The sequence below is a fragment of the Dermabacter sp. p3-SID358 genome (assembly GCF_025147465.1).
GTDB lineage: Bacteria > Actinomycetota > Actinomycetes > Actinomycetales > Dermabacteraceae > Dermabacter.
On sequence record NZ_JALXOZ010000018.1, the window covers coordinates 1 to 22,853 of the forward strand.

General features: G+C 62.1%; 19 protein-coding genes and 1 tRNA gene. 4 read left to right on the forward strand and 16 right to left on the reverse strand.

Annotation, left to right across the window (positions count from 1 at the left end):
* Positions 1 to 164: 164 nt before the first annotated feature.
* The 15 genes from M3B90_RS08220 to M3B90_RS08290 all read right to left on the reverse strand — a co-directional run bounded on the left by M3B90_RS08220 (position 165) and on the right by M3B90_RS08290 (position 17,318).
* The gene (locus M3B90_RS08220; protein WP_259889772.1) at positions 165 to 869 is read right to left on the reverse strand and encodes a class I SAM-dependent methyltransferase; all 705 of its coding nucleotides are present in this window, start codon (positions 867 to 869) and stop codon (positions 165 to 167) included.
* A gap of 55 nt (positions 870 to 924) precedes the next feature.
* Positions 925 to 2,412: an NCS2 family permease gene (locus tag M3B90_RS08225; protein WP_259889773.1), complete on the reverse strand. Its 1,488-nt coding sequence runs from the start codon at positions 2,410 to 2,412 to the stop codon at positions 925 to 927.
* 80 nt (positions 2,413 to 2,492) lie between these two features.
* On the reverse strand, positions 2,493 to 3,266 hold the full coding sequence (gene nagB, locus M3B90_RS08230; RefSeq protein WP_259889774.1) for a glucosamine-6-phosphate deaminase: 774 nt from the start codon (positions 3,264 to 3,266) through the stop codon (positions 2,493 to 2,495).
* A gap of 190 nt (positions 3,267 to 3,456) precedes the next feature.
* Positions 3,457 to 4,809, reverse strand: coding sequence for an NAD(P)/FAD-dependent oxidoreductase (locus tag M3B90_RS08235; protein ID WP_259889776.1), 1,353 nt, complete (start codon positions 4,807 to 4,809; stop codon positions 3,457 to 3,459).
* 39 nt (positions 4,810 to 4,848) lie between these two features.
* Positions 4,849 to 5,814, reverse strand: a complete 966-nt coding sequence (locus M3B90_RS08240) for a Ppx/GppA phosphatase family protein (protein WP_259889777.1) — start codon at positions 5,812 to 5,814, stop codon at positions 4,849 to 4,851.
* The gene (locus tag M3B90_RS08245) at positions 5,811 to 6,365 is read right to left on the reverse strand and encodes a DUF501 domain-containing protein (protein WP_259889778.1); all 555 of its coding nucleotides are present in this window, start codon (positions 6,363 to 6,365) and stop codon (positions 5,811 to 5,813) included. The genes M3B90_RS08240 and M3B90_RS08245 overlap by 4 nt, the downstream gene beginning before the upstream one ends.
* 34 nt (positions 6,366 to 6,399) lie before the next feature.
* Positions 6,400 to 6,846 carry a septum formation initiator family protein gene (locus M3B90_RS08250; protein WP_259889779.1) on the reverse strand — a complete coding sequence of 149 codons (447 nt, stop codon included), beginning with the start codon at positions 6,844 to 6,846 and terminating at the stop codon, positions 6,400 to 6,402.
* Positions 6,847 to 7,045: 199 nt separating this feature from the next.
* Positions 7,046 to 8,326 carry a phosphopyruvate hydratase gene (gene eno / locus M3B90_RS08255; RefSeq protein WP_259889780.1) on the reverse strand — a complete coding sequence of 427 codons (1,281 nt, stop codon included), beginning with the start codon at positions 8,324 to 8,326 and terminating at the stop codon, positions 7,046 to 7,048.
* A 144-nt stretch (positions 8,327 to 8,470) separates the two neighbouring features.
* Positions 8,471 to 9,487, reverse strand: coding sequence for a MazG nucleotide pyrophosphohydrolase domain-containing protein (locus tag M3B90_RS08260; RefSeq protein ID WP_259889782.1), 1,017 nt, complete (start codon positions 9,485 to 9,487; stop codon positions 8,471 to 8,473).
* Positions 9,484 to 13,155 carry a transcription-repair coupling factor gene (gene mfd / locus M3B90_RS08265; RefSeq protein WP_259889783.1) on the reverse strand — a complete coding sequence of 1,224 codons (3,672 nt, stop codon included), beginning with the start codon at positions 13,153 to 13,155 and terminating at the stop codon, positions 9,484 to 9,486. The genes M3B90_RS08260 and mfd overlap by 4 nt, the downstream gene beginning before the upstream one ends.
* On the reverse strand, positions 13,152 to 13,754 hold the full coding sequence (gene pth, locus M3B90_RS08270) for an aminoacyl-tRNA hydrolase (protein ID WP_259889784.1): 603 nt from the start codon (positions 13,752 to 13,754) through the stop codon (positions 13,152 to 13,154). The genes mfd and pth overlap by 4 nt, the downstream gene beginning before the upstream one ends.
* 149 nt (positions 13,755 to 13,903) lie before the next feature.
* Positions 13,904 to 14,530: a 50S ribosomal protein L25/general stress protein Ctc gene (locus M3B90_RS08275; protein ID WP_259889785.1), complete on the reverse strand. Its 627-nt coding sequence runs from the start codon at positions 14,528 to 14,530 to the stop codon at positions 13,904 to 13,906.
* Between the two features lie 223 nt (positions 14,531 to 14,753).
* Complete coding sequence (locus tag M3B90_RS08280) at positions 14,754 to 15,734, reverse strand: ribose-phosphate diphosphokinase (RefSeq protein WP_259889787.1); 981 nt, start codon at positions 15,732 to 15,734, stop codon at positions 14,754 to 14,756.
* A 4-nt stretch (positions 15,735 to 15,738) separates the two neighbouring features.
* On the reverse strand, positions 15,739 to 17,199 hold the full coding sequence (glmU, locus tag M3B90_RS08285) for a bifunctional UDP-N-acetylglucosamine diphosphorylase/glucosamine-1-phosphate N-acetyltransferase GlmU (protein WP_259889788.1): 1,461 nt from the start codon (positions 17,197 to 17,199) through the stop codon (positions 15,739 to 15,741).
* Positions 17,200 to 17,246: 47 nt separating this feature from the next.
* Positions 17,247 to 17,318, reverse strand: a tRNA-Gln gene (locus tag M3B90_RS08290).
* A gap of 89 nt (positions 17,319 to 17,407) precedes the next feature.
* On the opposite strand from M3B90_RS08290, the gene M3B90_RS08295 reads away from it, so the two are divergent.
* The 4 genes from M3B90_RS08295 to M3B90_RS08310 all read left to right on the forward strand — a co-directional run bounded on the left by M3B90_RS08295 (position 17,408) and on the right by M3B90_RS08310 (position 21,028).
* Complete coding sequence (locus tag M3B90_RS08295; RefSeq protein ID WP_259889789.1) at positions 17,408 to 18,067, forward strand: TetR/AcrR family transcriptional regulator; 660 nt, start codon at positions 17,408 to 17,410, stop codon at positions 18,065 to 18,067.
* A 71-nt stretch (positions 18,068 to 18,138) separates the two neighbouring features.
* Positions 18,139 to 19,356 (forward strand): SPFH domain-containing protein, encoded by a 1,218-nt coding sequence (locus tag M3B90_RS08300; RefSeq protein WP_259889790.1) that lies wholly within the window; start codon positions 18,139 to 18,141, stop codon positions 19,354 to 19,356.
* 68 nt (positions 19,357 to 19,424) lie between these two features.
* Positions 19,425 to 20,699 carry a TFIIB-type zinc ribbon-containing protein gene (locus M3B90_RS08305; protein WP_259889791.1) on the forward strand — a complete coding sequence of 425 codons (1,275 nt, stop codon included), beginning with the start codon at positions 19,425 to 19,427 and terminating at the stop codon, positions 20,697 to 20,699.
* Positions 20,696 to 21,028, forward strand: a complete 333-nt coding sequence (locus tag M3B90_RS08310; protein ID WP_259889792.1) for a hypothetical protein — start codon at positions 20,696 to 20,698, stop codon at positions 21,026 to 21,028. Before M3B90_RS08305 ends, M3B90_RS08310 begins: the two co-directional genes overlap by 4 nt.
* A 6-nt stretch (positions 21,029 to 21,034) precedes the next feature.
* On the opposite strand, the gene M3B90_RS08315 is transcribed toward M3B90_RS08310, so the two are convergent.
* Positions 21,035 to 22,837 (reverse strand): ABC-F family ATP-binding cassette domain-containing protein, encoded by a 1,803-nt coding sequence (locus tag M3B90_RS08315; RefSeq protein WP_259889793.1) that lies wholly within the window; start codon positions 22,835 to 22,837, stop codon positions 21,035 to 21,037.
* Positions 22,838 to 22,853 lie beyond the last annotated feature (16 nt).

A 22,853-nucleotide genomic window follows, 5' to 3' on the forward strand; every position in this document is an offset into this window, starting at 1 on the left:
ACAACGGGCGGTTCGGGACAAAAGGGCGGAAAGGCAACCGTGTCATTGATAGCGCGGAGCTCATGGGAGGGATGAGCTGTGCAAAGCAGTGGGAACACGAAAGCGCTAGTGAGAAAGGCGCGCTTGTGACGAAGTGCCGTGCAAAGAGGTGCGAGCACGAAGTGCTAGAGATCGGGCACGTAGCCCCTGTGAAGCGCGACAATGCCACCGGTGAGGTTTCGGTACTGCACGCGCTCGAGCCCCACCTCGAGAAACCACTCCCGCAGCCCCTCTTGATCGGGCCACGCGAGGATCGATTCGGCGAGATAACTGTAGGCCGCGCCGTTCGCCGAAACTTGCGACGCCACACGGGGAAGCATCCCCATGATGTAGCGGGAGTACACGTGCCTGAACGCGCGACTCTTCGGGGTCGAGAACTCGCACACGACCACCGATCCACCTGGCTTGACGACGCGCGCCATCTCGGCAATCGCCTTCTTCGGTTCTACGACATTGCGCAACCCGAAACTGATCACGGCCGCATCAAACGAATCCGGCTTAAATGGGAGGTTGGTGGCGTCGGCCCCTACGAACGGAATGTGTGGCTGCCGCTTGCGCCCCTCAGCCATCATGCCAGCCGAAAAATCCGAGGCGAGAACCTGAAGACCTTCGTTTGCGATTGCCGCGCTCGAGGTCCCGGTCCCCGCAGCGACGTCCAGTACACGAGCGCCGCTCCCCTTCTCCAGATCAAGCGCTTCGACCATCGCGGTGCGCCATCCGCGGTCCTGACCGAAGGCGAGGATGGTATTGAGGAGGTCGTAGCGCCCAGCGACGCCATCGAACATGGTCGAGACGTCTGCGGGCTTTTTCGTGAGATCGGCTCTGGTCATGGCTTCCATTGTGCCTGATCGGCAAACGGGAGGCGCTCAGCGGTTATCTGGCGCGTCAGAGCCCGAGCAGCCCCGCGAGGGCGTCGCGGAGGAAATACATGACGAAGAGCGCACTCACGACGTACATGAGCCAGTGCACCTTCTTTGCGTTGCCCACGACGATCTGGATGACCACGTACATGATGAAGCCAGCGCCCATTCCAACGGTAATCGAGTAGGCAAACGGCATGAGAATGATCGTGAGAAAGGCCGGGATGGCCTTCGTCAGGTCACTGAAGTCGATCTCGACGACCTGGCTCATCATAAGGAATCCGACGAGGACGAGGGCCGGCGTCGCTGCCTCGTAAGGCACGAGCGCGACGATCGGCGAGAGGAACATGGCGAAGAGGAAGCACAGACCCGTCACGATGGTCGCGAGGCCCGTGCGTGCGCCCTCTCCGACGCCGGTCGCGCTTTCCACGAAGCTCGTGTTGGAGGAGACACCACCAACACCACCCATGATCGCGCCAACGGAATCGGCGACGAGAACGCGCTGGCTGTTTTCGACGTCGCTGTTCTCGTCGACGAGGCCTGCTTCCGTTCCGATCGCGACCATCGTTCCCATCGTGTCGAAGAAGTCCGCGAGGAGGAGGGAGAACACGACGATGATGGCGCCGACAACTCCGATCGCACGTAAGCCGCCGATCGGATCTACCTGGAAAAGTGTGCCGAGATCGGGAAGCGCGAAGGCGTTCGCATTCAGGGCAGGGACGTTCATGGACCAGCCGTAAGGGTTCCCGGCATCGGCATCGGTCGCAGGGGCAAATTGGCCGATTCCGACGGTGTTCTCCACGACAATGGCGAGCACAGTTGCGGCGATGATCGCGATCAGGATCGCACCGGGAACTTTCCGTACCCAGAGAACAATCATGAGGATGAGGCCGAACACGAACACAGCCGTGGGCCAGCCAATGAGCGATCCCGAGTTACCGAGCTGCACAGGTGTGCCGCCGCCAGTTGTCACGAAACGTGCATTGATAAGGCCGATGAAGGCGATAAAAAGCCCCATGCCCACGGCAATGGCAGTCTTCAAGAACTGCGGAACCGCGCGGAACACCGCCCTACGGAATCCGGTGAGAACGAGCAGAAGAATGATCACACCTTCAATGAGGACGAGACCCATGGCACCGGCCCACGTCATGCCGGGCAGCGAAACGACGCCATAGGCCAGATAGGCGTTAAGTCCAAGACCCGCAGCCATCGCGAGGGGGAAGTTGGCCCAGGCACCCATGAAGATCGAGCAGACCGCGGCGACCAATGCCGTACCCGCGGCAACCGCGGGCATGTTCGGTTCGGTTCCGCCGCCGAGGTACATGCCTGTCGAATCCGGGACCGTGCCAATGATGAGCGGGTTGAGAACGATGATGTAGCACATTGCGAAGAACGTGACCATGCCGCCGCGAACTTCGCGACCCACGCTCGAACCGCGCTTCGAAATCGAGAAGAAAGAATCAAGGCGCGACGAAACCGCGCCCTTCGAGGGTGCATTTTGGGTTTGGGACATGCGGCCTATTGTAGGAAAAGCCCGGCCAAAGTGGCGCTTCGGGCCGGGCTAGGGAGACGAAGACCTCGCCTTGAGCGTACTTAGCTGCGGTTGGCGTCGATGAAGCGGTAATAGTCGAGATAGTCGAGCTTCGAGGCAGCGGCGCTATCTACGACGACGGTCGCATCTTCGTGCAGCTGGAGCGCGGTCGAGGTCCATCGCGCGCTCACTCCACCCTCGATCGTCTGCCTGATTGCTTCTGCCTTGTTCTCACCCGTAGCGATGAGGAGAAGCTTCTTGGCCTCGCGAATCGTGCCAACGCCCTGGCTGATCGCATGAACCGGAACGTCGTCCTTCGATTCGAAGAAGCGCGCGTTGTCGGCGATCGTTTTCGGAGTGAGAGTCACGAGGTGGGTTCGGGATGCGAGGGAGGTACCGGGCTCGTTGAAGCCGATATGTCCCGTCGCACCGACGCCGAGAAGCTGAAGATCCACGCCGCCAGCATCCTTAATCGCGGCGTCGTAACGCTCTGCCTCCGAAGCCGGATCCCCGGTGTCTCCGCGCGGGCAGAAGACCTTCTCGGGATCGAGATCAACCTTGTCCACAAGATGCTCGCGAATGAATCGCGCGTAACTCTGCGGGTGCTCGGGCGAAAGCCCCACGTACTCATCAAGCATGAAAACCGTGACGCCCGCAAAACTCAGCCCCTCCTCACGGTGACGGCGCGCAAGTTCGTCATAAGCGGCCACGGGTGAAGAGCCCGTCGCGAGACCAAGAGTGACCGGGCCCCCGTTTGCCTCACGGATCACCGCTTCAATGTGATCGGCAACGATCTGGCTCGCGTCTTCGGCATTGGGACGGATGTAAATCTCCATGGCTTCTCCGGCTCAGTTCGGGGGCGCGTGGGGTCCGACGCTTGCCGGCCCTCATCAACGCCCATGTTGTTCTCGCGCATGCGCTCTCACAAGCATAGATACTTCGCTTCGAGAGCGGCAAGGCCCGGCACCTGAGGGTGCCGGGCCTCGCTTCTCAGCGCGGGAAAACTAGGCGCTTATCCGAGAGAACTTACTTCTTCTTCGGCGTCGAAGCCGCCGCAAGCTCAAAGGCCTTGCGCGGTTCGCTCGTCTGCGCAATGCCAAGAATTTCGCGGTTGCCGAGGAGCGAGCTCGCCCAGCCTGCGACGACGCCAGCCTTGCGGCCAAGCGTGGGCATGGCGTAAACGTGGTAGGCGCGAGCGCCGAGCCATGCAGGCAGCCCCTTGAGTTCGACCTTCTTATCGCCGATGAAGAGCGTGCCAACGCCCTTGAACATGCCGAGGGTCGCCATCGTGCCGAGGTTTTTGTGGTAGTAGTCCACAAGCGGGCGCGAATCGATGGCTCGCGCGACGTTGTCGGCGAGGGTCTTGGCCTGGCGCACAGCGTGCTGCGCGTTCGGCGGGCACACCTTGCCCTCGCCCGAGGCGAGGTCCGGAACGGTCGTGCAGTCGCCCGCGGCGAAGACACCCTCGAGGGGGCCATCTTCGCTCTTGACGCGGAGGTCCGCGAGGCAGTCGAGACGCCCGGTCTGGTTGAGGGGCAGATCCGAGTTCTCGAGAACGGGGTTCGGCTTAATGCCGGCGCACCACACGATGAGGTCCGAAGCGAACTCGTCGCCATCGGAGGTCTTAACAATGCCGTTCTCGCACGAGTTGAGGAAGGTTTCGAGCTTAACCTCGATACCACGCTCGCGGAACTGCTTGAGGGCATACTTGCCGAGCTCTTCGCCAACCTCGGGGAGGATACGGCCCATGGCTTCGATCATGACGAAGCGGACGTCCGAAGGGTGGAGATCCGGGTAGTACTGGAGCGCCGCGGAGACCATGTCTTCCGCCTCTGCGATCGCTTCTGAGCCAGCGAAACCGCCACCCACGAAGGTGAAGGTCAAAAGGCGCTTGCGGGTTTCCGGGTCCTTGGTCGAGGCTGCCTCGGCAAGGTTGCTGAGGATTCGGTCGCGCACAGCAACGGCTTCCTCGACCCACTTGAAGCCGATCGCGTTCTCCGCGAGGCCAGGAATCGGAAGTGTGCGCGGAACGGAGCCAAGACCAACGACGAGGTAGTCGTAGCTGATCTCGATCGTCTCTTCGCCTTCAAGGGCTACGGTCACGACGCGCTCCGCGTGGGAGATCTTCTCCACCGCACCCGTCACAACCTTTGTGCCCTGCAGAACCTTACGGAGCGGAGCAAGGACGTTGCGCGGGTCGATCGCGCCTGCGCCAACCTCGGGCAGGAATGGCTGGTACGTGAGGTACGGTCGCGTATCCACGACCGTGATGGCAACGTTGTTGCCGGCCTTCTTTCGCAGCTCGGCTGCGACGTTCATGCCAACGCTTCCGCCGCCAAGAACGAGAACGTGCGGCTTATTTCCTGAATTGATGTTCATGTGTGTGAACTTGCCTTTCCACATCGCTAACGATGCAATTCAACCACGCTGGGGCTCTTCCAGTCTGAGTGAATCGAGCACGCTCATGGCGAGCCCGTCCAGGATGTCGTGTTCGCTTGTCGTGACGCGCTCAAGCCCGCCTTCGCGTGCCACGCGCTCAAGGATGCGCGCCCAAATAAGCGCCCCCGCGCCTATGACGTCGATCCGACCCGGGTGAATTGCAGGGAAAGCCGCAAGCTCCTCGGAAGTCGAACGCAGGATCCGATAGCTAAGCGCAGTGAAATCCTCGGCTTCGATACGTGCGCCATGACTCACCTCGGGCGTGTACTCCTCGAGCCCGAGGGCGACTGCGGTCAAAGTCGTCACCGTTCCCGCGACGCCAACGATGCCGCGGACCGATGCAAGATCGATAGTGCCCGCAGCCGAGTCGAGAAGCGCGTCGATATCGCGGGTCGCGGCCTCGATATCCCCCTCGCTTACGCGATCAGCGCTCAGATGCCGTTCAGTGAGGCGCACCGAGCCCATGTCGAGACTGATCTCAGCTCGGGGCTCGTCATCCCCGAATACGAGCTCGGTCGAGCCACCGCCGATGTCAACAATAAGGCGAGGCGACGGGCCCGGATCCGGCAGCGTTGCGACGGCGCCTCGGTAACTGAGACTCGCCTCTTCCGTCCCCTCGATCACCTCCGGCTCGATCCCGAGAATGTCTCTCACGCCATCGATAAACTCTGCGCGGTTCTCGGCATCACGGCTCGCGCTCGTCGCCGCGAAGCGAACGCCCTCGACTGCGCTCCCCTCGATGACCCGCGCGTATTCACGAGTGGCGGCGAGCGTACGCTCGATCGCCTCACGATCGAGTCGGCCGGTGCGATCAACCCCGTAGCCGAGGCGAACAATCTTCATGTCGCGCGCAATATCGCGCAGGGAACCGTCGGACTGCTCCTCCGCGATGAGGAGGCGAATCGAGTTTGTACCACAATCAATTGCGGCAACGCGGCGGCTCATGCGCCCTCCTCCTCGAGCATTGCGGGCGTGACCTCGCAGCGGCACTGCTCGATTGTCGTATCGGAAGCCGCCATCTCGAGGGCACGGTCGCCGAAGGGGTTCACGCCGGGGCCTTCGGCGAGAGCCTGGCCCACGACGGCATGGAGGCACTTCACGCGCGTAGGCATGCCGCCCGCGCTCACGCCTTCGATTTCTTCGGCACTACCGAGCTCGGCGCGACGCTCCAAGTAGCGCTCGTGAGCACGCGCATAGCTCTCTTGCAGCTCTTCGTTTCCCTCGAGCTCGGCCGTCCACTCGGCGAGCAGCCCGCGTGCCTCGAGCCGCGAACATGCCTCAACCATGGACGGCAGCGTGAGATAGAGACTCGTGGGAAACGGTGATCCGTCGGGAAGTCGCGGAGCAGTGCGGACAACAGCGGGAGCTCCGCACGCGCACCGCCGCGCGATCGAATGCACACCGCGCATGGTGCGACCAAGCTGCTGGGCCATGAGGGTGAGATCACGTTCGGATGCCTCGGTCTCGAACGGAAGCGGTTCAAGCGGTGTGGGCATGGAGCTCTATCGCCTTTCGATGATGTCGTGGCCCTCACGGGCCCAATTTATCGGCAGGATCCTCGGGCGGCGCTGCCTGGCTTGCGGCCACGAGAGAGTCCCACAGCGTACCGAACCACGCGGTCTTCGCACGCTGCTCCTCTTGGGCCGCCTGTTCCGTCTGGGGAACATCGGCGCCGCTCGAATCCGTCAAACGGTATTGCGTTTCCCCCGGGTACGCAAAAAGCAAACGTTCGCGCGCTTGAGCGGAGACAAACGTGGGGTCCTGCCAGCGCGCCACCTCGGCCTCGAGCCCCTCAACCTCACGTTCCTGCTCGGCGACTTGAGCCCGAAGGTTGCTGAGCCGCTGCTGCTGCATGACGTAGCCGTTGACGGTGGGAACGAGCGCTACGAGCGCGATGAGCGTAATCGCGAGCAGGACGAGTGAACGACCCGTAAGACCCGCGATTGGCGCAAGAGCCTTGCGCGCCCCGGCGCTCACCGCCCCCCTCGTTCGGAAAGCTGGCGAGGGCGAGGATTTCGCGCGCGCGGATGGCATGCGCCGCCGGTTTCGACGCGCAGCCGGTGCCGAAGGTGCGGCAGGTTTACGTCGCCGCGACGGCGAGGAGCGCCCCACCGGTGTAGGCGGGGCGCTCCTTCGGCTTCTTAGCGAATCAGGCATAAGCCCTATCGTAGATCGCTCACGCCTTGAAACGCGGGAATGCCGAGGCACCCGCGTACACGGCGGACTCACCGAGTTCATCCTCGATGCGGATGAGCTGGTTGTACTTGTTCACGCGTTCGCCTCGCGCGGGGGCGCCGGTCTTGATCTGGCCAGTGCCAAGCGCGACGGCGAGGTCGGCGATCGTCGTGTCTTCCGTCTCACCGGAACGGTGCGACATCATCGAGGCGAAGCCGTTGCGGGTCGCGAGATCCACGGCCTCGAACGTCTCGGTGAGGGTGCCGATCTGGTTGACCTTCACGAGGAGGGCGTTAGCAGCCCCCTTCTCGATGCCCTTGCCGAGGCGCACGGGGTTCGTCACGAAGAGGTCGTCGCCAACAAGCTGAACCTTCTCGCCGAGCTTCTCGGTGATGGCGACCCAGCCGTCCCAGTCTTCCTCGTCGAGCGGATCCTCGATCGAGACGAGCGGGTAGGCATCCACGAGCTCGCCGTAGTAGGCGATCATGTCCTCAGCCGACTTCTTCTCGCCCTCGAAGAGGTAGGAGCCATCCTCGAAGAACTCCGATGCGGCAACGTCAAGCGCGAGCGCGACATCCTTACCCGGGGTGAAGCCGGCCTTCTCGATGGCCTCAATGATGAGGTCGAGAGCAGCGCGGTTCGAGTCAAGGTTCGGGGCGAAGCCGCCCTCGTCGCCGAGACCGGTCGCGAGACCGCGGTCGTGGAGAACCTTCTTGAGGTTGTGGTAGACCTCGGCCCCCATGCGGACAGCCTCGACGAAAGTCGGGGCGCCGATCGGAGCGATCATGAACTCTTGGATGTCCACGTTCGAATCGGCGTGCGAGCCGCCGTTGAGAATGTTCATCATGGGAACGGGGAGCACGTGCGCATTCGGGCCGCCCACGTAGCGGTAGAGGGGAAGCTCGGCCTCAGCAGCGGCAGCCTTCGCCACAGCAATCGACACGCCGAGGATGGCGTTCGCGCCGATCTTGCCCTTGTTGTCAGTGCCGTCGGCCTCGATCATTGCGAGATCGATCGCACGCTGATCGGTGACGTCCATGCCCTCGATCTTCTCGGAAAGCTCCTCGGCGACGGCAGCAGCGGCCTGCGAGACGCCCTTGCCGAGGTAGCGGCCTTTGTCGCCATCGCGGCGTTCAACGGCCTCGAAGGCACCCGTCGAGGCGCCCGAGGGAACCTGGCCGAGGAACTGGTAGCCCTCGTCGGTCGTGAGAACGACCTCAACGGTGGGATTGCCGCGCGAGTCGAGAATCTCGCGACCGCGAACGTCGAAAATGAATGCCATGAGATGGCCTCCTTCGTCAGGATTTTCAAGTGGCGGGTCGCCTTTGACCTTCACCCTCAAGTCTAGTGTGAAATGTGTGATCTCTCTGAAGGGCCGCGCACACGTCGAGCGGAGCTCTTGAGTCCCAGGTCACAGGGTGGGACTTCAGTCGCCGCGCAACCGAGTGTCGATCTGAGCGAGGAGCGTACGCAGCGCCGATTCAGGATCCTCATCTCGTTTCGCTGCCGCAATCACAATTTCCATAAGCCGCGCCGCATCGCTTCCGGCCGAGGCGGTGTCCTCAAGAGCCTTGTGCAGTTCTGGCGCCCTTCCGGCTGCTTCGGCACGCGAGGCGATCTTGAAGGCGCGTTGGAGCGCAGGAAGCGCGAGCGGAATGCCCTCGCTGAGGGCGCGCCTCGGCTTTTCCTTTTTCTTGATCTCTTCCCATTGTGCCGTGATCTCCTCGACGCTTAGGTCCTCGCGCTCTGGCCCGAACACGTGAGGATTGCGCCGGTACATCTTCGCGTTGAGCGCACGCGCGACGGAGTCGAGAGTCCAGGGCTCCGCTTCTTCCATGCCGATGCGCGCGTGAAAGACGAGCTGAAAAAGTAGGTCACCACACTCATCGACGAGCGCAGGAGTGCGAAGATCCTCTCGCTCGAGCTCCTCGAGCACTTCGTGAGTCTCCTCGAGCAAGTAGCGTGCGAGCGAAGCGTGGGTCTGCTCGGCGCTCCACGGATCGCCTCCAGGGCTGCGCAGCTCATGCATGATGCGCACCGATTCCACGACAGCCGCACCGGGAGCCACGGGCGAGGCGAAAACAAAGTCGGCATCCACCCGGGCACCGATTTTCTCCTCGAGTGCGCGAAGGGTGTGCATCGGTGAGGGAAGGAAGGGGTGCTCGGAATCGCACAACCAGGCGCGATATTCCCCCGGGCAAGCGTCGGACCCCTCGAGCCACTCCCCCAGCGAGTGCATGAGTTCGTCGGCGCTCGCGCTCTCAAGCCGCACGCACTCGATCCCGGACTCGCGCACATGCGCCTCCCACGCCGGGTGCGCACACGAAAGCGCCACACTCGCGGCACCCCTGAGGGCATCCCAGCCTCGAGAGGTCATGAGCCCCGGTGCGTTGAGAGGTGAGACAGGGACAATTCGTAGCTCGCCCGCGAAGGCGCCGTTCATCGTGCATCACCCCGTCGGCCGAGCCCCGCCTGTCGGGTGCCCTGGGGCGCGTCGCGGCGCGAGCTCTCAAGTTTGCTTGAGCGCGGCGGGCGATTACCAAAGGAACGGGGGCGCGAGGGTTCCGACGGTTGCTCGGCCACCTCGATGCCGCGCTCTTTCGCCCATTCCGGCTTCAAGTGCGCAATCACGCCGCGGCAAAAGTCGAGCAGCTCCTCATCGGCAAGGGGGATACCGCCAATCCGCTGCGTGCGGGGGTGCGGGATGAGCACCTGGCGAAGGGCGGGCTTGAGCACTGTGCCCGGGTAGAGCCTGCGGAGCTTCAACTGGACGCTGTCCGTCACCTCGACGTGGGCAAAGCGGATCATCTTGCCCTGGACTTGCACCTCATCGATGCCGGCCTCGGAAGCATCGAGCCGGAAGAGCGCCACGTGAAAAAGCCGCTCGACTTCGGCCGGTGGCTTCCCGTAACGATCCTCGAACTCGGCACGCACACTCTCGAGCTCTTGCGCGTTCTTCGACGCAGAAATCTTGGAATAGGCCTCGAGGCGCAAACGCTCCGAGTCGATGTACTCGACCGGAATGTGGGCGTTGAGCGGAAGCTCCACTTTCGTTTCCTTTGTGACCTGGTCAAGTTCGCCCTTGAACGCGGCGACAGCCTCGCCGACCATACGCACGTAGAGGTCGAAGCCAACTCCGGCGATATGGCCCGACTGTTCTCCGCCGAGCAAGTTACCGGCGCCGCGGATTTCGAGATCTTTCATTGCCACCTGCATGCCGGCACCGAGCTCCGAATGCGTCGCAAGCGTCGTGAGGCGATCGTGCGCCGTTTCCGTGAGTGGCTTCGTAGGCGGGTACAGGAAGTAGGCATAGGCACGGTCGCGTGAGCGGCCCACGCGGCCGCGAAGCTGGTGAAGCTGCGAAAGACCAAAGCGGTCAGCGTTCTCGACGATGAGGGTGTTGGCGCTCGAAATATCGAGCCCCGTCTCCACGATCGTCGTACACACGAGTACGTCGAAACGCTTTTCCCAGAAATCGAGGATGACGCGCTCGAGCTGCGCTTCGTTGAGCTTCCCATGAGCGACTTCGACGCGTGCATCCGGCACAAGCTCGCGCAGGTGCTCGGCCGTGCGGTCGATGTCTTCAACGCGGTTGTGAATGTAGAAGACCTGGCCTTCTCGAAGAAGCTCACGCCTAATCGCAGCTTTGACCTGTGCATCTTCGTGCGCACCGACATAGGTGAGAACGGGGTGACGCTCCTCGGGCGCGGTTGCGAGGGTCGAGAGCTCCCTAATGCCTGTCACAGCCATCTCGAGAGTCCTCGGAATCGGAGTCGCCGACATCGAGAGCACGTCCACATTCGTTCGCAGCGCCTTGAGTGTCTCCTTATGCTCAACGCCGAAGCGCTGCTCTTCATCGACGATGATGAGGCCGAGGTCCTTGAAGCGCACCTGCCCCGTGATGAGCCGGTGGGTACCGATCACGACGTCAACTGAGCCATCCTTGAGCCCTTCGATAACGGCCTTCGACTCGGACGGGGTCTGGAATCGCGAAAGCCCTTTCACGTTCACGGGGAATCCCGCGTACCGCTCAGTGAACGTCTCGACGTGCTGCTGAGCGAGCAAAGTTGTGGGGCACAGCACCGCGACCTGCTTGCCATCCTGCACGGCCTTGAACGCCGCACGCACGGCAACTTCGGTTTTGCCGTAGCCCACGTCGCCGCACACGAGGCGGTCCATGGGCAAGGGCTTTTCCATATCGCGCTTGATGTCGTCAATTGTCGAAAGCTGGTCGGGTGTTTCCGTGTACTCGAAGGCATCCTCGAGCTCGTGCTGCCACGGCGTATCGGGAGAGAAGGCGAAACCAGAGCTGCGCTGGCGCTCGCTATAAAGCCTCACGAGCTCGTCGGCGATCTCCCGGATGGCCTTGCGTGCGCGCGATTTGGTCTTTGACCAGTCGCTACCGCCCATCTTGTTCACGCTTGGCGCTTCGCCACCGACGTACTTCGTGACCTGATCAAGCTGGTCGCTCGGCACGTAGAGCCGGTCCCCCGGCTGCCCTTTCTTCGAGCTTGCATACTCAATCACGAGATACTCACGAGTCGCGCGCTTGTCGCCCGTGCCCACTGTGCGGCTCGTCATCTCGACAAACCGGCCCACCCCGTGGTGATTATGAACTACGTAGTCTCCAGGCGACAGCTGAAGAGGATCAACACTGGCGCGCCTGCGGGAAGCAAGCTTCTTGGTGTGTGATCGTCGCGCGGCAGATTTGCCCGTCATGTCACGCTCGCACATGAGCATGAGCTTGACGTCCTCGAGGAGAACGCCCTCGGTAATCGGGCCGGTCGTGATATTGACGTGCGTGGACGAAAGCTCGTCATCGAGATCGGCGCTGAACCGCGCCGCCACCCCCGCCTCCGTGAGCGCATCGGCGATGTGGCGTCCGGTGCCCGCTCCCGCGGTCGTGAGCACGATCCGCCAGCCCTCGCCTATATGCTGCGCGAGGTCGCGCGCGGCGTTCGCAATGGAGCCACCGTAGCCCGGATGCGGCTTCGCACCCGATGAGAGGTCGGCATCAAGTCCAAACGGGGCGATGCGCGAAACCGGGATCCGTCGGATTTTGAGTTCCCCGAGCGTATCCTCAAGCGTTGCGAAGCTCGCTTGCGAGACGTCGATCGGAACCGCACCTCCCTGGGCGGCGCTCGACCAGGCTGCCTCGAGGAACTCATCAGTCGTGCGCACGAGCTCATCGACGCGAGCACGGATACGCTCGGGCTCGACAAGAACCACGCTTGACTCTTCCGGAAGCAGCTCCACAAGGCTCACCATCTCGCCCACGAGGAGCGGGGTAAGCGATTCCATTCCCTCGACCGCGATGCCCTCCGCAAGCCGTGCAAGGATATCGGCGGCGCCGGGAAGCTGATCGATCGCCTCGCGAGCCCTCTCGCGGACTTCAGCAGTGAGGAGAATTTCGCGGCATGCGGGTGCGTCAACCGCCTCGAGGGTCTCCTCCATGGAACGCTGATCTGCAACGGAGAAGTACCGGATCTCCTCGAGTTCATCCCCGAAGAAATCGAGGCGAACAGGGTGGGCGAGCGTCGGCGGGAACACGTCGACAATTCCGCCACGCACGGCGAACTCACCGCGAGCTGACACCATGTCCACACGTGAATATGCCGCCCCCACGAGCCGTTCGACGAGTTCGTCAATCTCGATGAATTCACCGCGTTCAAGGTGCACGGGCGCGAGGTTCTCGAGCCCCCGTGCCATGGGCTGCACGAGTGCCCTCACGGGCACCATGAGCACCTCCACCCCGCCTGTTTCCTCGGGATGCGCGAGCGTGTACAGGGTCGAAAGACGACGCGCAACCGTGTCGCTTCGTGGCGAAAGACGCTCGTGGGGCAGCGTTTCCCAGGCAGGGAATAGCGCCACCTTGGCACTCGGCACAAGGGACTCAATTTGAGCCGCGAGGTCTTCGGCTTCGCGTGTCGTGGCGGTCACTACGACGAGTGGGTCCGACGCCCCTCTGCGTGACGCCGCATCCGCGAGATAAAGGGGATGCATACCGCTTGGAGCAATAATCGAAAGGGCTTCGCCGGCGGAGCGAGCCTCAGCGAGCCGGGTGAGATCGTTTGACCGCGCGGCTGCGGCAAGAACGGGCGCGATGCTCACGGGCGAATCGCCTCTCGAGAGTGAAATTCTTGTTGCGTTTCCACGAGCCCCTTCTCCACGAGCATTTCGACGCACTGTCCCGCCGACGTCACGAGGTCCTCGAGAACCTTCCGCTCGGCCGCACTAAACGGCGCAAGAACGTAGTCGGCCGTGTCGCGGCCCTGCGGGGGCCGACCAACACCCACCCGTACGCGCAAGTAGTCCTTCGTGCCGAGCGTACGCGTAATGTCGCGCAGGCCGTTGTGGCCGCCCTCTCCCCCGCCGAATTTTGCCTTGATTGCGCCAAACTGCGTGTCGATTTCATCGTGCACAGCGACGATGTGTTCGGGATCGATGCCGTAATACTGCGCTAGGGCTGACACGGGTCCGCCAGACGTGTTCATATAGCAGCCGAGCTTCGCGAGAACCACCCTGCAGCCCGTGCCGGGAGGTCCCATGCGCCCTTCAATCACGGAAGCATTGGCCTTCTTGTGCCGTTTGAACGAAGCACCCGCCCAATCGGCAAGCCGATCGAGCACCATGTGCCCCACGTTGTGCCTCGTAGCCTCGTACTTGGGGCCCGGGTTCCCGAGGCCCACGATCAGCATCGTCTCGCTCACAGCTCCACTTTCACACCGTAATTAACGGAAACATTCCGTCGCGACGAAAGGCCGGCAACCGTCGGCCCCTCGACAGGCTACAGGGGCGCCGCACCTCGTGCGACGCCCCTGCCCCAAGTTTCACGATCCGCGTAGTCGCGGATCACTACTTACTCGTCGTCACCCTCCGACGACTTCTCGGCAGTCTCCTCTGCCTCTTCCTCGTCGTCCTCGGAGCCCGGGGTCTCGAGATCAGCCTCGTCAACCTGCGGCACCTGGATCGAAATAACGAGGTACTCGGGATCTGTCACGAGCTCGGCATCGCCAAGGTCGAGATCGCCGGCGTAAATCGCGTCGCCATCAACCTTGCCCTCAACGTCGACCACGATGTGCTCGGGCAGGCTGAGCGCGTCGGCAAGAATGGTGATCTCCTGGATGTCGACAACGGCGACGGCAGGCGACTGAGGCTCGCCCTCAACAATGACAGGAATATCAACCTCAACCTTTTCACCGCGCTTCACGATGAGGAGATCAACGTGAAGGATGTCGCGCGAAAGCGGGTGGCGCTGAATGTCCTTGATGATCGCGAGCTCATTTTCCGCATTCGGAATTTCGAGCTCGAGAAGAGCATTCGAGTTACGAGCCGCGAGAGCGGTCGCGTGATAGGGAAGCGCAAGGTGAACCGGCTCCGTGCCGTGGCCGTAGAGGACCGCGGGGATCTTGCTCTCAGCGCGAAGGCGACGAGCGTAACCCTTGCCGTAATCAGTGCGGATATCGACCTTGATGTTCTCGGCCATTGACAATCTCCTTGGGTGTGAAGCGGGGCGAGACGGCGCGCCCCGAGCACGCGCATGCATGCCCAAGGAAAGACCGCGTCGATAACGGAGTGGGCGCACGCCCCTCCCTCGCCGAAGTACCGTCCAAGCATAATGCACAGCCGCGCTCTCGGCAGGCTATGCAGGACGTGAAGCGAGGCACGTCACCTCATGCCGAAAGCGCGGCCGGTGAACGGGGAGCGATCTACGCGTCGCCGTCGAACAGCGACGTCACCGAGCCGTCGTCAAACACGGCTCGGATCGCGCGCGCCAGAAGCGGCGCGATCGAGAGGATGGTGAGTTTTTCAAACTGCTTCTCCTCGGGAACCGGGAGCGTGTTGGTCGCAATGACCTCACGTACGCCCGAGTTCTTGAGGCGCTCGACGGCTGGATCGGAAAAGATCGGGTGCGTCGTCGCGACGACGACAGACTTCGCGCCGTTCTTCGTGAGAGCTTCAACAGCCTGCACGATCGTGCCCGCCGTGTCGATCATGTCATCGACGAGGATGCAGGTCTTTCCTTCCACATCGCCGATGATGCGCTTCGCCACAGCTTGATTGGGCCGGCGAGGATCCCGCGACTTGTGCACGAAGGCGAGATTCACGCCACCGAGGCGCTTCGCCCACTTTTCGGCGACGCCGATGCGCCCGGCGTCCGGGGAAACGACGCACAGGTCTTCTTCGCCATAGGTCGACTCGACATACTTCGCGAGAATAGGCATCGCCATGAGGTGATCGACGGGACCGTCAAAGTAGCCCTGCACCTGCGGCGCGTGCAGGTCGACCGAAATGAGACGGTCAATGCCTGCAGTCTTGTAAAGATCCGCCACGAGGCGGGCCGAAATGGGCTCGCGACCGCGGTGCTTCTTGTCCTGACGCGCATACGGGTAACTCGGGGCGATGGCCGTGATGCGCTTGGCGGAAGCGCGCTTGAGCGCATCCACCATGATGAGGTGCTCCATGAGCCAATTGTTGATGGGCGCAGGATGGGACTGAAGCACGAAAACATCGGCACCTCGCACGCTTTCGCCGTAACGCACGTAAATCTCGCCGTTCGCGAAGTCCCAGGCGTCCATCGGAAGAAGCTCAACACCGAGTTCTTTTGCAACCTCCTCGGCGAGAACGGGGTGAGCACGCCCCGACACGAGAACGAGGTGCTTTTCTCCGCTAGTGATGATGCCACTCATCGTCTTAATTCTCCTCGGTGGTTGCGTTTCCAGGGTTGTGGTCAAGCGCGTCTTCGGCGGCTTCAGCCGCGGCGGTGCCCGCACGCTTGGTGAGCGTCCACCCCTCGATAATGCGAGGCTTCGTGTCGTTGACGGCAAGAGCGCCAGGTGGGACATCTTTCAGGACGACCGTCCCGGAGCCCGTCGCCGCTCCGTCTCCAATCGTTACGGGCGCGACAAGGATGCTGTCACTTCCCACGCGCACGTGTTTACCGACGACACTCTTGTGCTTCCTCACCCCATCGTAGTTCGCGAAAATAGTCGCCGCACCGATGTTCGTGCCTTCGCCAATCTCGGCGTCACCCACGTATGAGAGATGAGGAACTTTCGCTCCATCGCCAATATCCGCGTTCTTCGTTTCGCAAAAGCCGCCAATCTTGCCGGCTTTGCCGAGCACGGTTCCGGGGCGCACGTAGGTGAATGGCCCCACGGTTGCGCCTTCCCCGATCACGGCACCAAAGCCGTGGGTGCGCACGACCTCGGCCCGGTCGTGAATTCTCACGTCCGTCAAGGTGGTATCGGGCCCGACGATTGCCTCGCTACCAATGACGCAGTGCCCGTGAAGTTGCACGCCGGGGAGAATTGTCGTGTCCTGACCGATCTCGACATCGGGATCGATGAATGTCGAGCTCGGGTCAATAATGCTCACTCCCGCACGCATGTGGCGCACGAGGGTGCGTCGGTTCATCTCGGCACCAAGTTCGCTCAGCTGCACGCGATCGTTCGCACCTTCGACCTGGATCGCGTCGTCAGTGACGTAAGCGGTGACCTTCTTCCCTTCAGCGCGCGCGATGCCGGGGACGTCGGTCAGGTACATCTCGCCCTGCGAGTTATTCGTGCCGACCTTCGTGAGCGCTTCGCGCAGGAACTCGAGGTCAAAGGCGCAGATGCCCGAATTGATTTCGTTAATCCCGAGCTGTTCTTCACTCGCATCTTTGTGCTCGACGATGGCTTCAACCTGGGAGCCGTCGGCACTGCGCACGATTCGCCCGTAGCCCGTGGGATCCTCGACGCGCGCGGTAAGGATGGACACGCACGAACCGTTCTCTTCATGCGCCTCGACGAAAGCGCGAAGCGTGTCTCCTTCGAGAAGCGGCACGTCACCGTAGGTCACGAGAACAGTTCCGACGGCTGCTTTGACCTTTTCGAGACCACACTGCACGGCGCGGCCAGTACCGGGAATCTCGTCTTGGTCAGCGATCGTAACCCCGGGAGCGTTCTCCTCGAGGTGCGCCAGGACCTGCTCGCGCTTATGACGCACGACCGCAACGACTTCTCCAGCGCCGGTTGCGCGTGCCGCGGTGATCGCGTGCATGAGCATCGAGGTTCCGCACACGGGATGGAGAACCTTTGGCAGAGCGGATTTCATGCGGGTACCGGCTCCGGCCGCGAGGACGACGACGGCTGCGGGCGAATGAATTGCCACGGGAGGATGCTCCTTGTGTCCGGTGCGAGATTTCCGGTGATGGATCGTTCCGCGACCAGGACTCGAACCTGGAATACCAGAACCAAAAACTGGGGTGTTGCCGATTACACCATCGCGGATGGGCCCGAGGGCGCCGGGGACAAGCCTAGCCCCTCAAGCTGCGCGAAAGAAAACGACGCGTGTGTGATGTCGTGCGAAAATGTTGCACATGTCTGATTCTCGCTCTTCTCGCACTCGCTCGCCCCGGATGACGGGGCGGCAGCGCCGCGAGCAACTCCTCACCGTGGGCAGGTCGCTTTTCGCTCACAAGGGCTATGACGCAACGAGTGTCGAAGAAGTCGCATCGAAGGCGGGGGTTTCGAAACCAATCGTCTACGAGCACTTCGGGGGGAAAGAAGGGCTCTACGCCGTGATCGTGGATCGAGAAACGGATCACCTCCTGCGGGTTCTCGAGGACGCACTCAACGACGTCCATCAGCACCCGCGCGTCCTCGTCGAGAAAGCCGCGCTCGCCTTTCTTACCTATATCGAAGAAAACGAGGATGGGTTCCAGATCCTTGTACGTGACTCCCCGGCCTCGCAGACCTCTGGTACGTACTCCGCACTTCTCGTGGATGTCGCTAATCAGGTCGAAGACCTCCTCGTCAAGCACATGCGGGCACAGAAGTACACGTCGCTTTACGCCGCGATGTACGCGCAGATGCTCGTTGGAATCGTCTCCTACACCGGTCAATGGTGGCTCGAGGCAAGCCGCCCCTCGAAGGAGGTCGTAGCGAGCCACATCGTGAACCTCGCGTGGAATGGGCTCCGCGGCCTCGAAGCAAGCCCTCAGCTCCTCACGGTCGAGAAAAAGATCAAGGCGAAATAAACCCGGCCCACACCATTTTTCTGTGATCTACCCCCTATATGATTGGGGTGTCCCCTAGCAGAGGAGTTTTCGTGGGTTTCATCCAAGCTTTCAAGGACGCGCTCGGCGGCACCTTCGCCGATCAGTGGAAGGACTATCTCACCGTCCCCTCCGGTCTCGCGCCTACAGCCGCACTATTTCCCGCGGTTCCGCGCGGCACCAACGCCGGCCGCGGCTCGAACACGCGCGGCAGTGAGAACATCATCAGCAACGGTTCACGAATTGTCGTCCCCGCCGGGTATGGCCTCGTGACACTTCAGGACGGCCGCGTGACCGGCCTCGTCACCGAAGCCGGCGGCTACGAGTGGCGCTCAGACGACCCGAACTCGCGCACCATTTTCGCGAACGACGGAATCCTCGCCTCAACCCTCGGCACCTCGTGGGAGCGCTTCAAGTTCGGTGGCCAGCCCGGGTCTCAGCAGCTCGCGTTCTTCGTGAGCCTCAAGGAGCTTCCGAACAACCGCTTCGGCACGCAGTCCGAGATCTACTGGGACGACCAGTACATGAACGCCCAGGTTGGCGCCGTCGCACGCGGCACCTACACCATTCGCATCGTCGATCCGCTTCTTTTCATTCACAACTGGGTGCCTGCGGTCTACATTTCGGCAAATGCGCCGGTCTTCGACTTCACCGACACGGAAAATGACGCCGCGAACCAGCTGTTCCAGGAAGTCGTTTCCTCGCTCGCCCCGGCGTTCTCGCGCTACACGAACGATCCGGATAAGAACAATCGCATCACGAAGATCCAGTCGGATTCGCTCGGCCTCGCAGCCTCACTCTCGAGCGTCGTCGAGGAGAACTACCGCTGGACGACCGACCGTGGCCTCGTCATCGAAAAGGTCGCGATCGCTTCGATCGAATACGACGAAAACACGCGCAAGCTTCTCAAGGATGTCCAGGCTGCGGACGCACTTTCGGGCAACCGCAATCAGAGCTTCGTCAATCAAGCGGTCGCGCGCGGCGTGCAGTCGGCGGGCGAAAACGGTGGCGGGGGCACGGGACTCGCCATGATGGGGATGGGCGCCGGTGCCGTGGGAGGCTTCATGCAGCCTGCGCAAGCGTCGGGCCCCTTTGCCGCCCAGGGCCAATCCCCGCAGGGGCAGCAGAGCCAGCAGCCGGCTCACCAGAGTGCTCCCGGCGCCGAGGCGAGCCCCGCGGACAAGCTTGCCCAGTTCAAGGACATGCTCGACAAGGGCCTCATCACCGAAGAGGACTACGAGGCCGCGAAGAAGAAGGCACTCGGCCTTTGACATACGCACCAGGGTCAGGACCGGCCCCCATGCCTCACGAAGGCCGGGGGGCCGGTCCTGTGCGCCCGATGCCCGAAGGGGCGCCACATGTCAGCGGCCCCGACACAAACGACGCAAATGTCGTGAAGGGCCGCACCGCTTCCCACGACATTGTGAAAAGCCTCGTCGACCCGACAGCCGAACATGTGATCAACACCGCGAGCGGCAAATCCGACGGCTTCGATAAATGCCCGAGGTGCGGCTCCACCGACATCGGTTATTCACTCGAGCATCAAGCGCTCGTGTGCAGGTATTGCCGCTTTGAGTTCAACGAGAAAGTCGCCGAGCAAGCCTTCGGCCTCGACTCCCCCATCGAACAACTGCAGGGCGTCGTGCGCGGCTCGGGAACGCATGACATTGCCGTCGATGCGTCAGTTGTGACCCTCAAGTGTCAGGGCTGCGGCGCCGAGGTCGTGATCAAGGCGAACGAGTCACTCCAGGCGCGCTGCCACTGGTGTCGCCAAGTGCTCTCCATCAACCAGCAGATCCCGAACGGTGCTGTTCCCGACGCCGTTCTTCCTTTTGCGCTCACGCACGAGCAGGGCGTCGAGAAGGTGCGTGAGTTCGCGGGTGATCGCCGTTTCTTCGCGACCAGCCAGTTCAAGAAAAACTTCACCCCCGAAAACGTCGTGGGGGTCTATGTTCCCTACATGACCGTTGACGGCAACCTCACCGCGACAGTTGAGGGCCGCGGAGAAGTGACGCTTCGCCGCTACACGCGCCGCGTAAGCGAGGACCAAACCGAGCGAGTCTCCGATATTCGAGAGTACGCGCTTGGGCGCAAGTTCGATTTCACGGTCGACGATCTCATCGCCGAAACCAATAGCTCACGCGCGAACATGAACACGAGCGTGAATACCAACAACGTGCTCAACGCGATTCTGCCCTTCGACACGAAAAATGCGGTGGCGTACAACTCAAACTACCTCGCGGGTTTCACTTCGGAACGCCGCGATCTCGACATCGACGATATCGACGACACGGTCGAAAACAATTTCCTCTCGATAGCTCGTTCTCGCGCCGATCTCATGATTCGCGACTACGATCGCGGGGTGCGCTGGGAGAGTGAGGGCCTCGAAATTCACGGCACGCGCTGGGTCGCGCTCTATCTACCGATCTGGCTCTACAGCTACCAGGATGAGAACAACGGCATGATCCACTACATCGCGGTCAATGGTCGCAATGGCCGCACGATGGGGTCGGTGCCCGTCGATAAGCTCAAGCTTTTCGGCTGCGCAGCCATTGCTGCGGTCGCCACATTCGTGGTGACCTTCCCTCTCGCGATTGGAGCGGTTTTCGTATGAGCCACGCACTCACGGCAACGCACGAGGTACTCGCGTTCGGCCAGCTCCTCGCAGATTCGAGCTCCGGGAGCGAGGACGGGAGCGTTGCGGTCATTGCTGCGCCGTTCGTCCTCGCCTTCGTCGTCTTCACCTCGATCTATTCGTTCTTCTATTTGCGTTACCGCAACACCGACAAGAAGTACCGGTTCGAGCAGGAGACCCGCATCGGGGTGTCAAACGTGCAAGCGTTCGACCACGCTGGGGCGCGCCGCAACGGGGTGAAGAGCACCACGATGTCAGGGCGTAACAACGGCAATCCCCGTCAGCGCGTGCGCCGCATCTCTATTTGAGACCGCTCACGCACCCTCGACCTGTTCGAGGATGTCGAACCAACGCTCCTCGCATTCGGCGATCTCGTCCTCACGTTCGCTCGCTTTCTGACCGAGCGCGGTCAGTCCCTCGAAATCAGCAGGGTCGTGTTCTGCGAGTTCCGCATGGATTTTCGCAATTTGCCCGCGGAGCTTCTCGATGCGCCGCTCGAGCGCGCTCGCCTCTTTTTGGGCGGCCCGCAGCTGGGCGCCCGAAAGGCCGTCGTTCGAGCCCGAGGCACCGTCGGCTCCCGCGCTCCCCGAGGCTTCCGCCGCGCGTTCCCGCTCCTCCTTCGCACGCAGATCCAGGTATTCCTCGACTCCTCCGGGAAGGTGGCGGAGGGTTCCCCCGATGACCGCGTACTGCTGGTCGCTCACGCGCTCGAGTAGGTAACGATCGTGCGAGACGACTATGAGAGTTCCGGGCCACGAATCCAGCATGTCTTCCAGGGCCGTGAGCATATCCGTATCGACATCGTTTGTGGGCTCGTCCAGGATGAGCACATTCGGCTCGCTGAGCAACACAAGGAGCAATTGAAGGCGCCGACGCTGGCCACCCGATAAGTCACCCACACGCGTCGAGAGGTGGTCCTTGGCAAAGCCGAGCCGTTCGAGAAGTTTCGCGGGAGTGAAGTCTTTACCATCGATCGTAAAAGTCGTCTTCGTGCGCGCGAGCACGTCTCGAACGCGGTCGTTGGCGATGTCCTCGAGTTCACGGAACTGCTGGTCGAGCACGGCTACCTGGACGGTCTTTCCCCGTTTCACCCGACCTTCCGAGGCCTCAAGAGTGCCGGCGATGAGGCTGAGTAGCGTGGATTTGCCCGCGCCGTTAGCACCGAGGATGCCCGTTCGTTCCCCGGGCGCGATGCGCCACGTGACGTCCGAGAAAACCGTATTTTCACCGTAGCGCACGCTCACGTCGATGAGATCAATGACGTCCTTGCCGAGGCGGGCTGTCGCGAGACGCTTGAGTTCAAGGGGATTGCGCACCTCCGGAACATCGGCGATGAGGGCGTTTGCCGCCTCGATGCGAAAACGCGGCTTCGAGGTACGAGCGGGGGCTCCGCGCCTGAGCCACGCGAGCTCCTTGCGAGCGAGGTTCTGGCGTTTTTGCTCGGTTGCGGCTGCAATTCGGTCACGCTCAACGCGCTGAAGAACATAGGCGGCATAGCCGCCCTCGAACGGCTCGACGATCCCGTCGTGCACCTCCCACGTACTCGTGCACACTTCGTCGAGGAACCAGCGATCGTGGGTAATGACGATGAAAGCGCCCTGGCCCGCGCTCCACCGTCCCTTGATATGCCTCGCGAGCCAGTGAATTCCCTCGATGTCGAGGTGGTTGGTGGGCTCGTCGAGACCGATGACGTCCCAATCACCCACAAGGAGCTTCGCGAGTGCGACGCGTCGGCGCTGACCACCCGAGAGCGCGCCAATGCTTCGTTCGAAGGAGATATCGGAAAGGAGGCCGTTAATCACGTCGCGAATTTTCGCGTCCGAGGCCCACTCGTGTTCGGGAGCATCGCCCACGATTTCGTAGCGGACGCTCGCGTTTTCGTCGAGAGAGTCTGACTGAGAAAGCAAGCCCATTCGGACCCCGTTTCTCGGGGTGACGCGCCCGCTATACGGCTCTAGCTCACCGAACAGGAGCCGGATGAGGGAGCTCTTGCCATCGCCGTTGCGCCCCACGATTCCGATCCTGTCTCCCTCAAAAATACCGAGAGTTACGGAATCGAGCACGACCCGGTTGGGATATTGAAGATGCAGCTGTTCGGCGCCGAGAAGAAGACTCACACCGAGAGCCTACGCT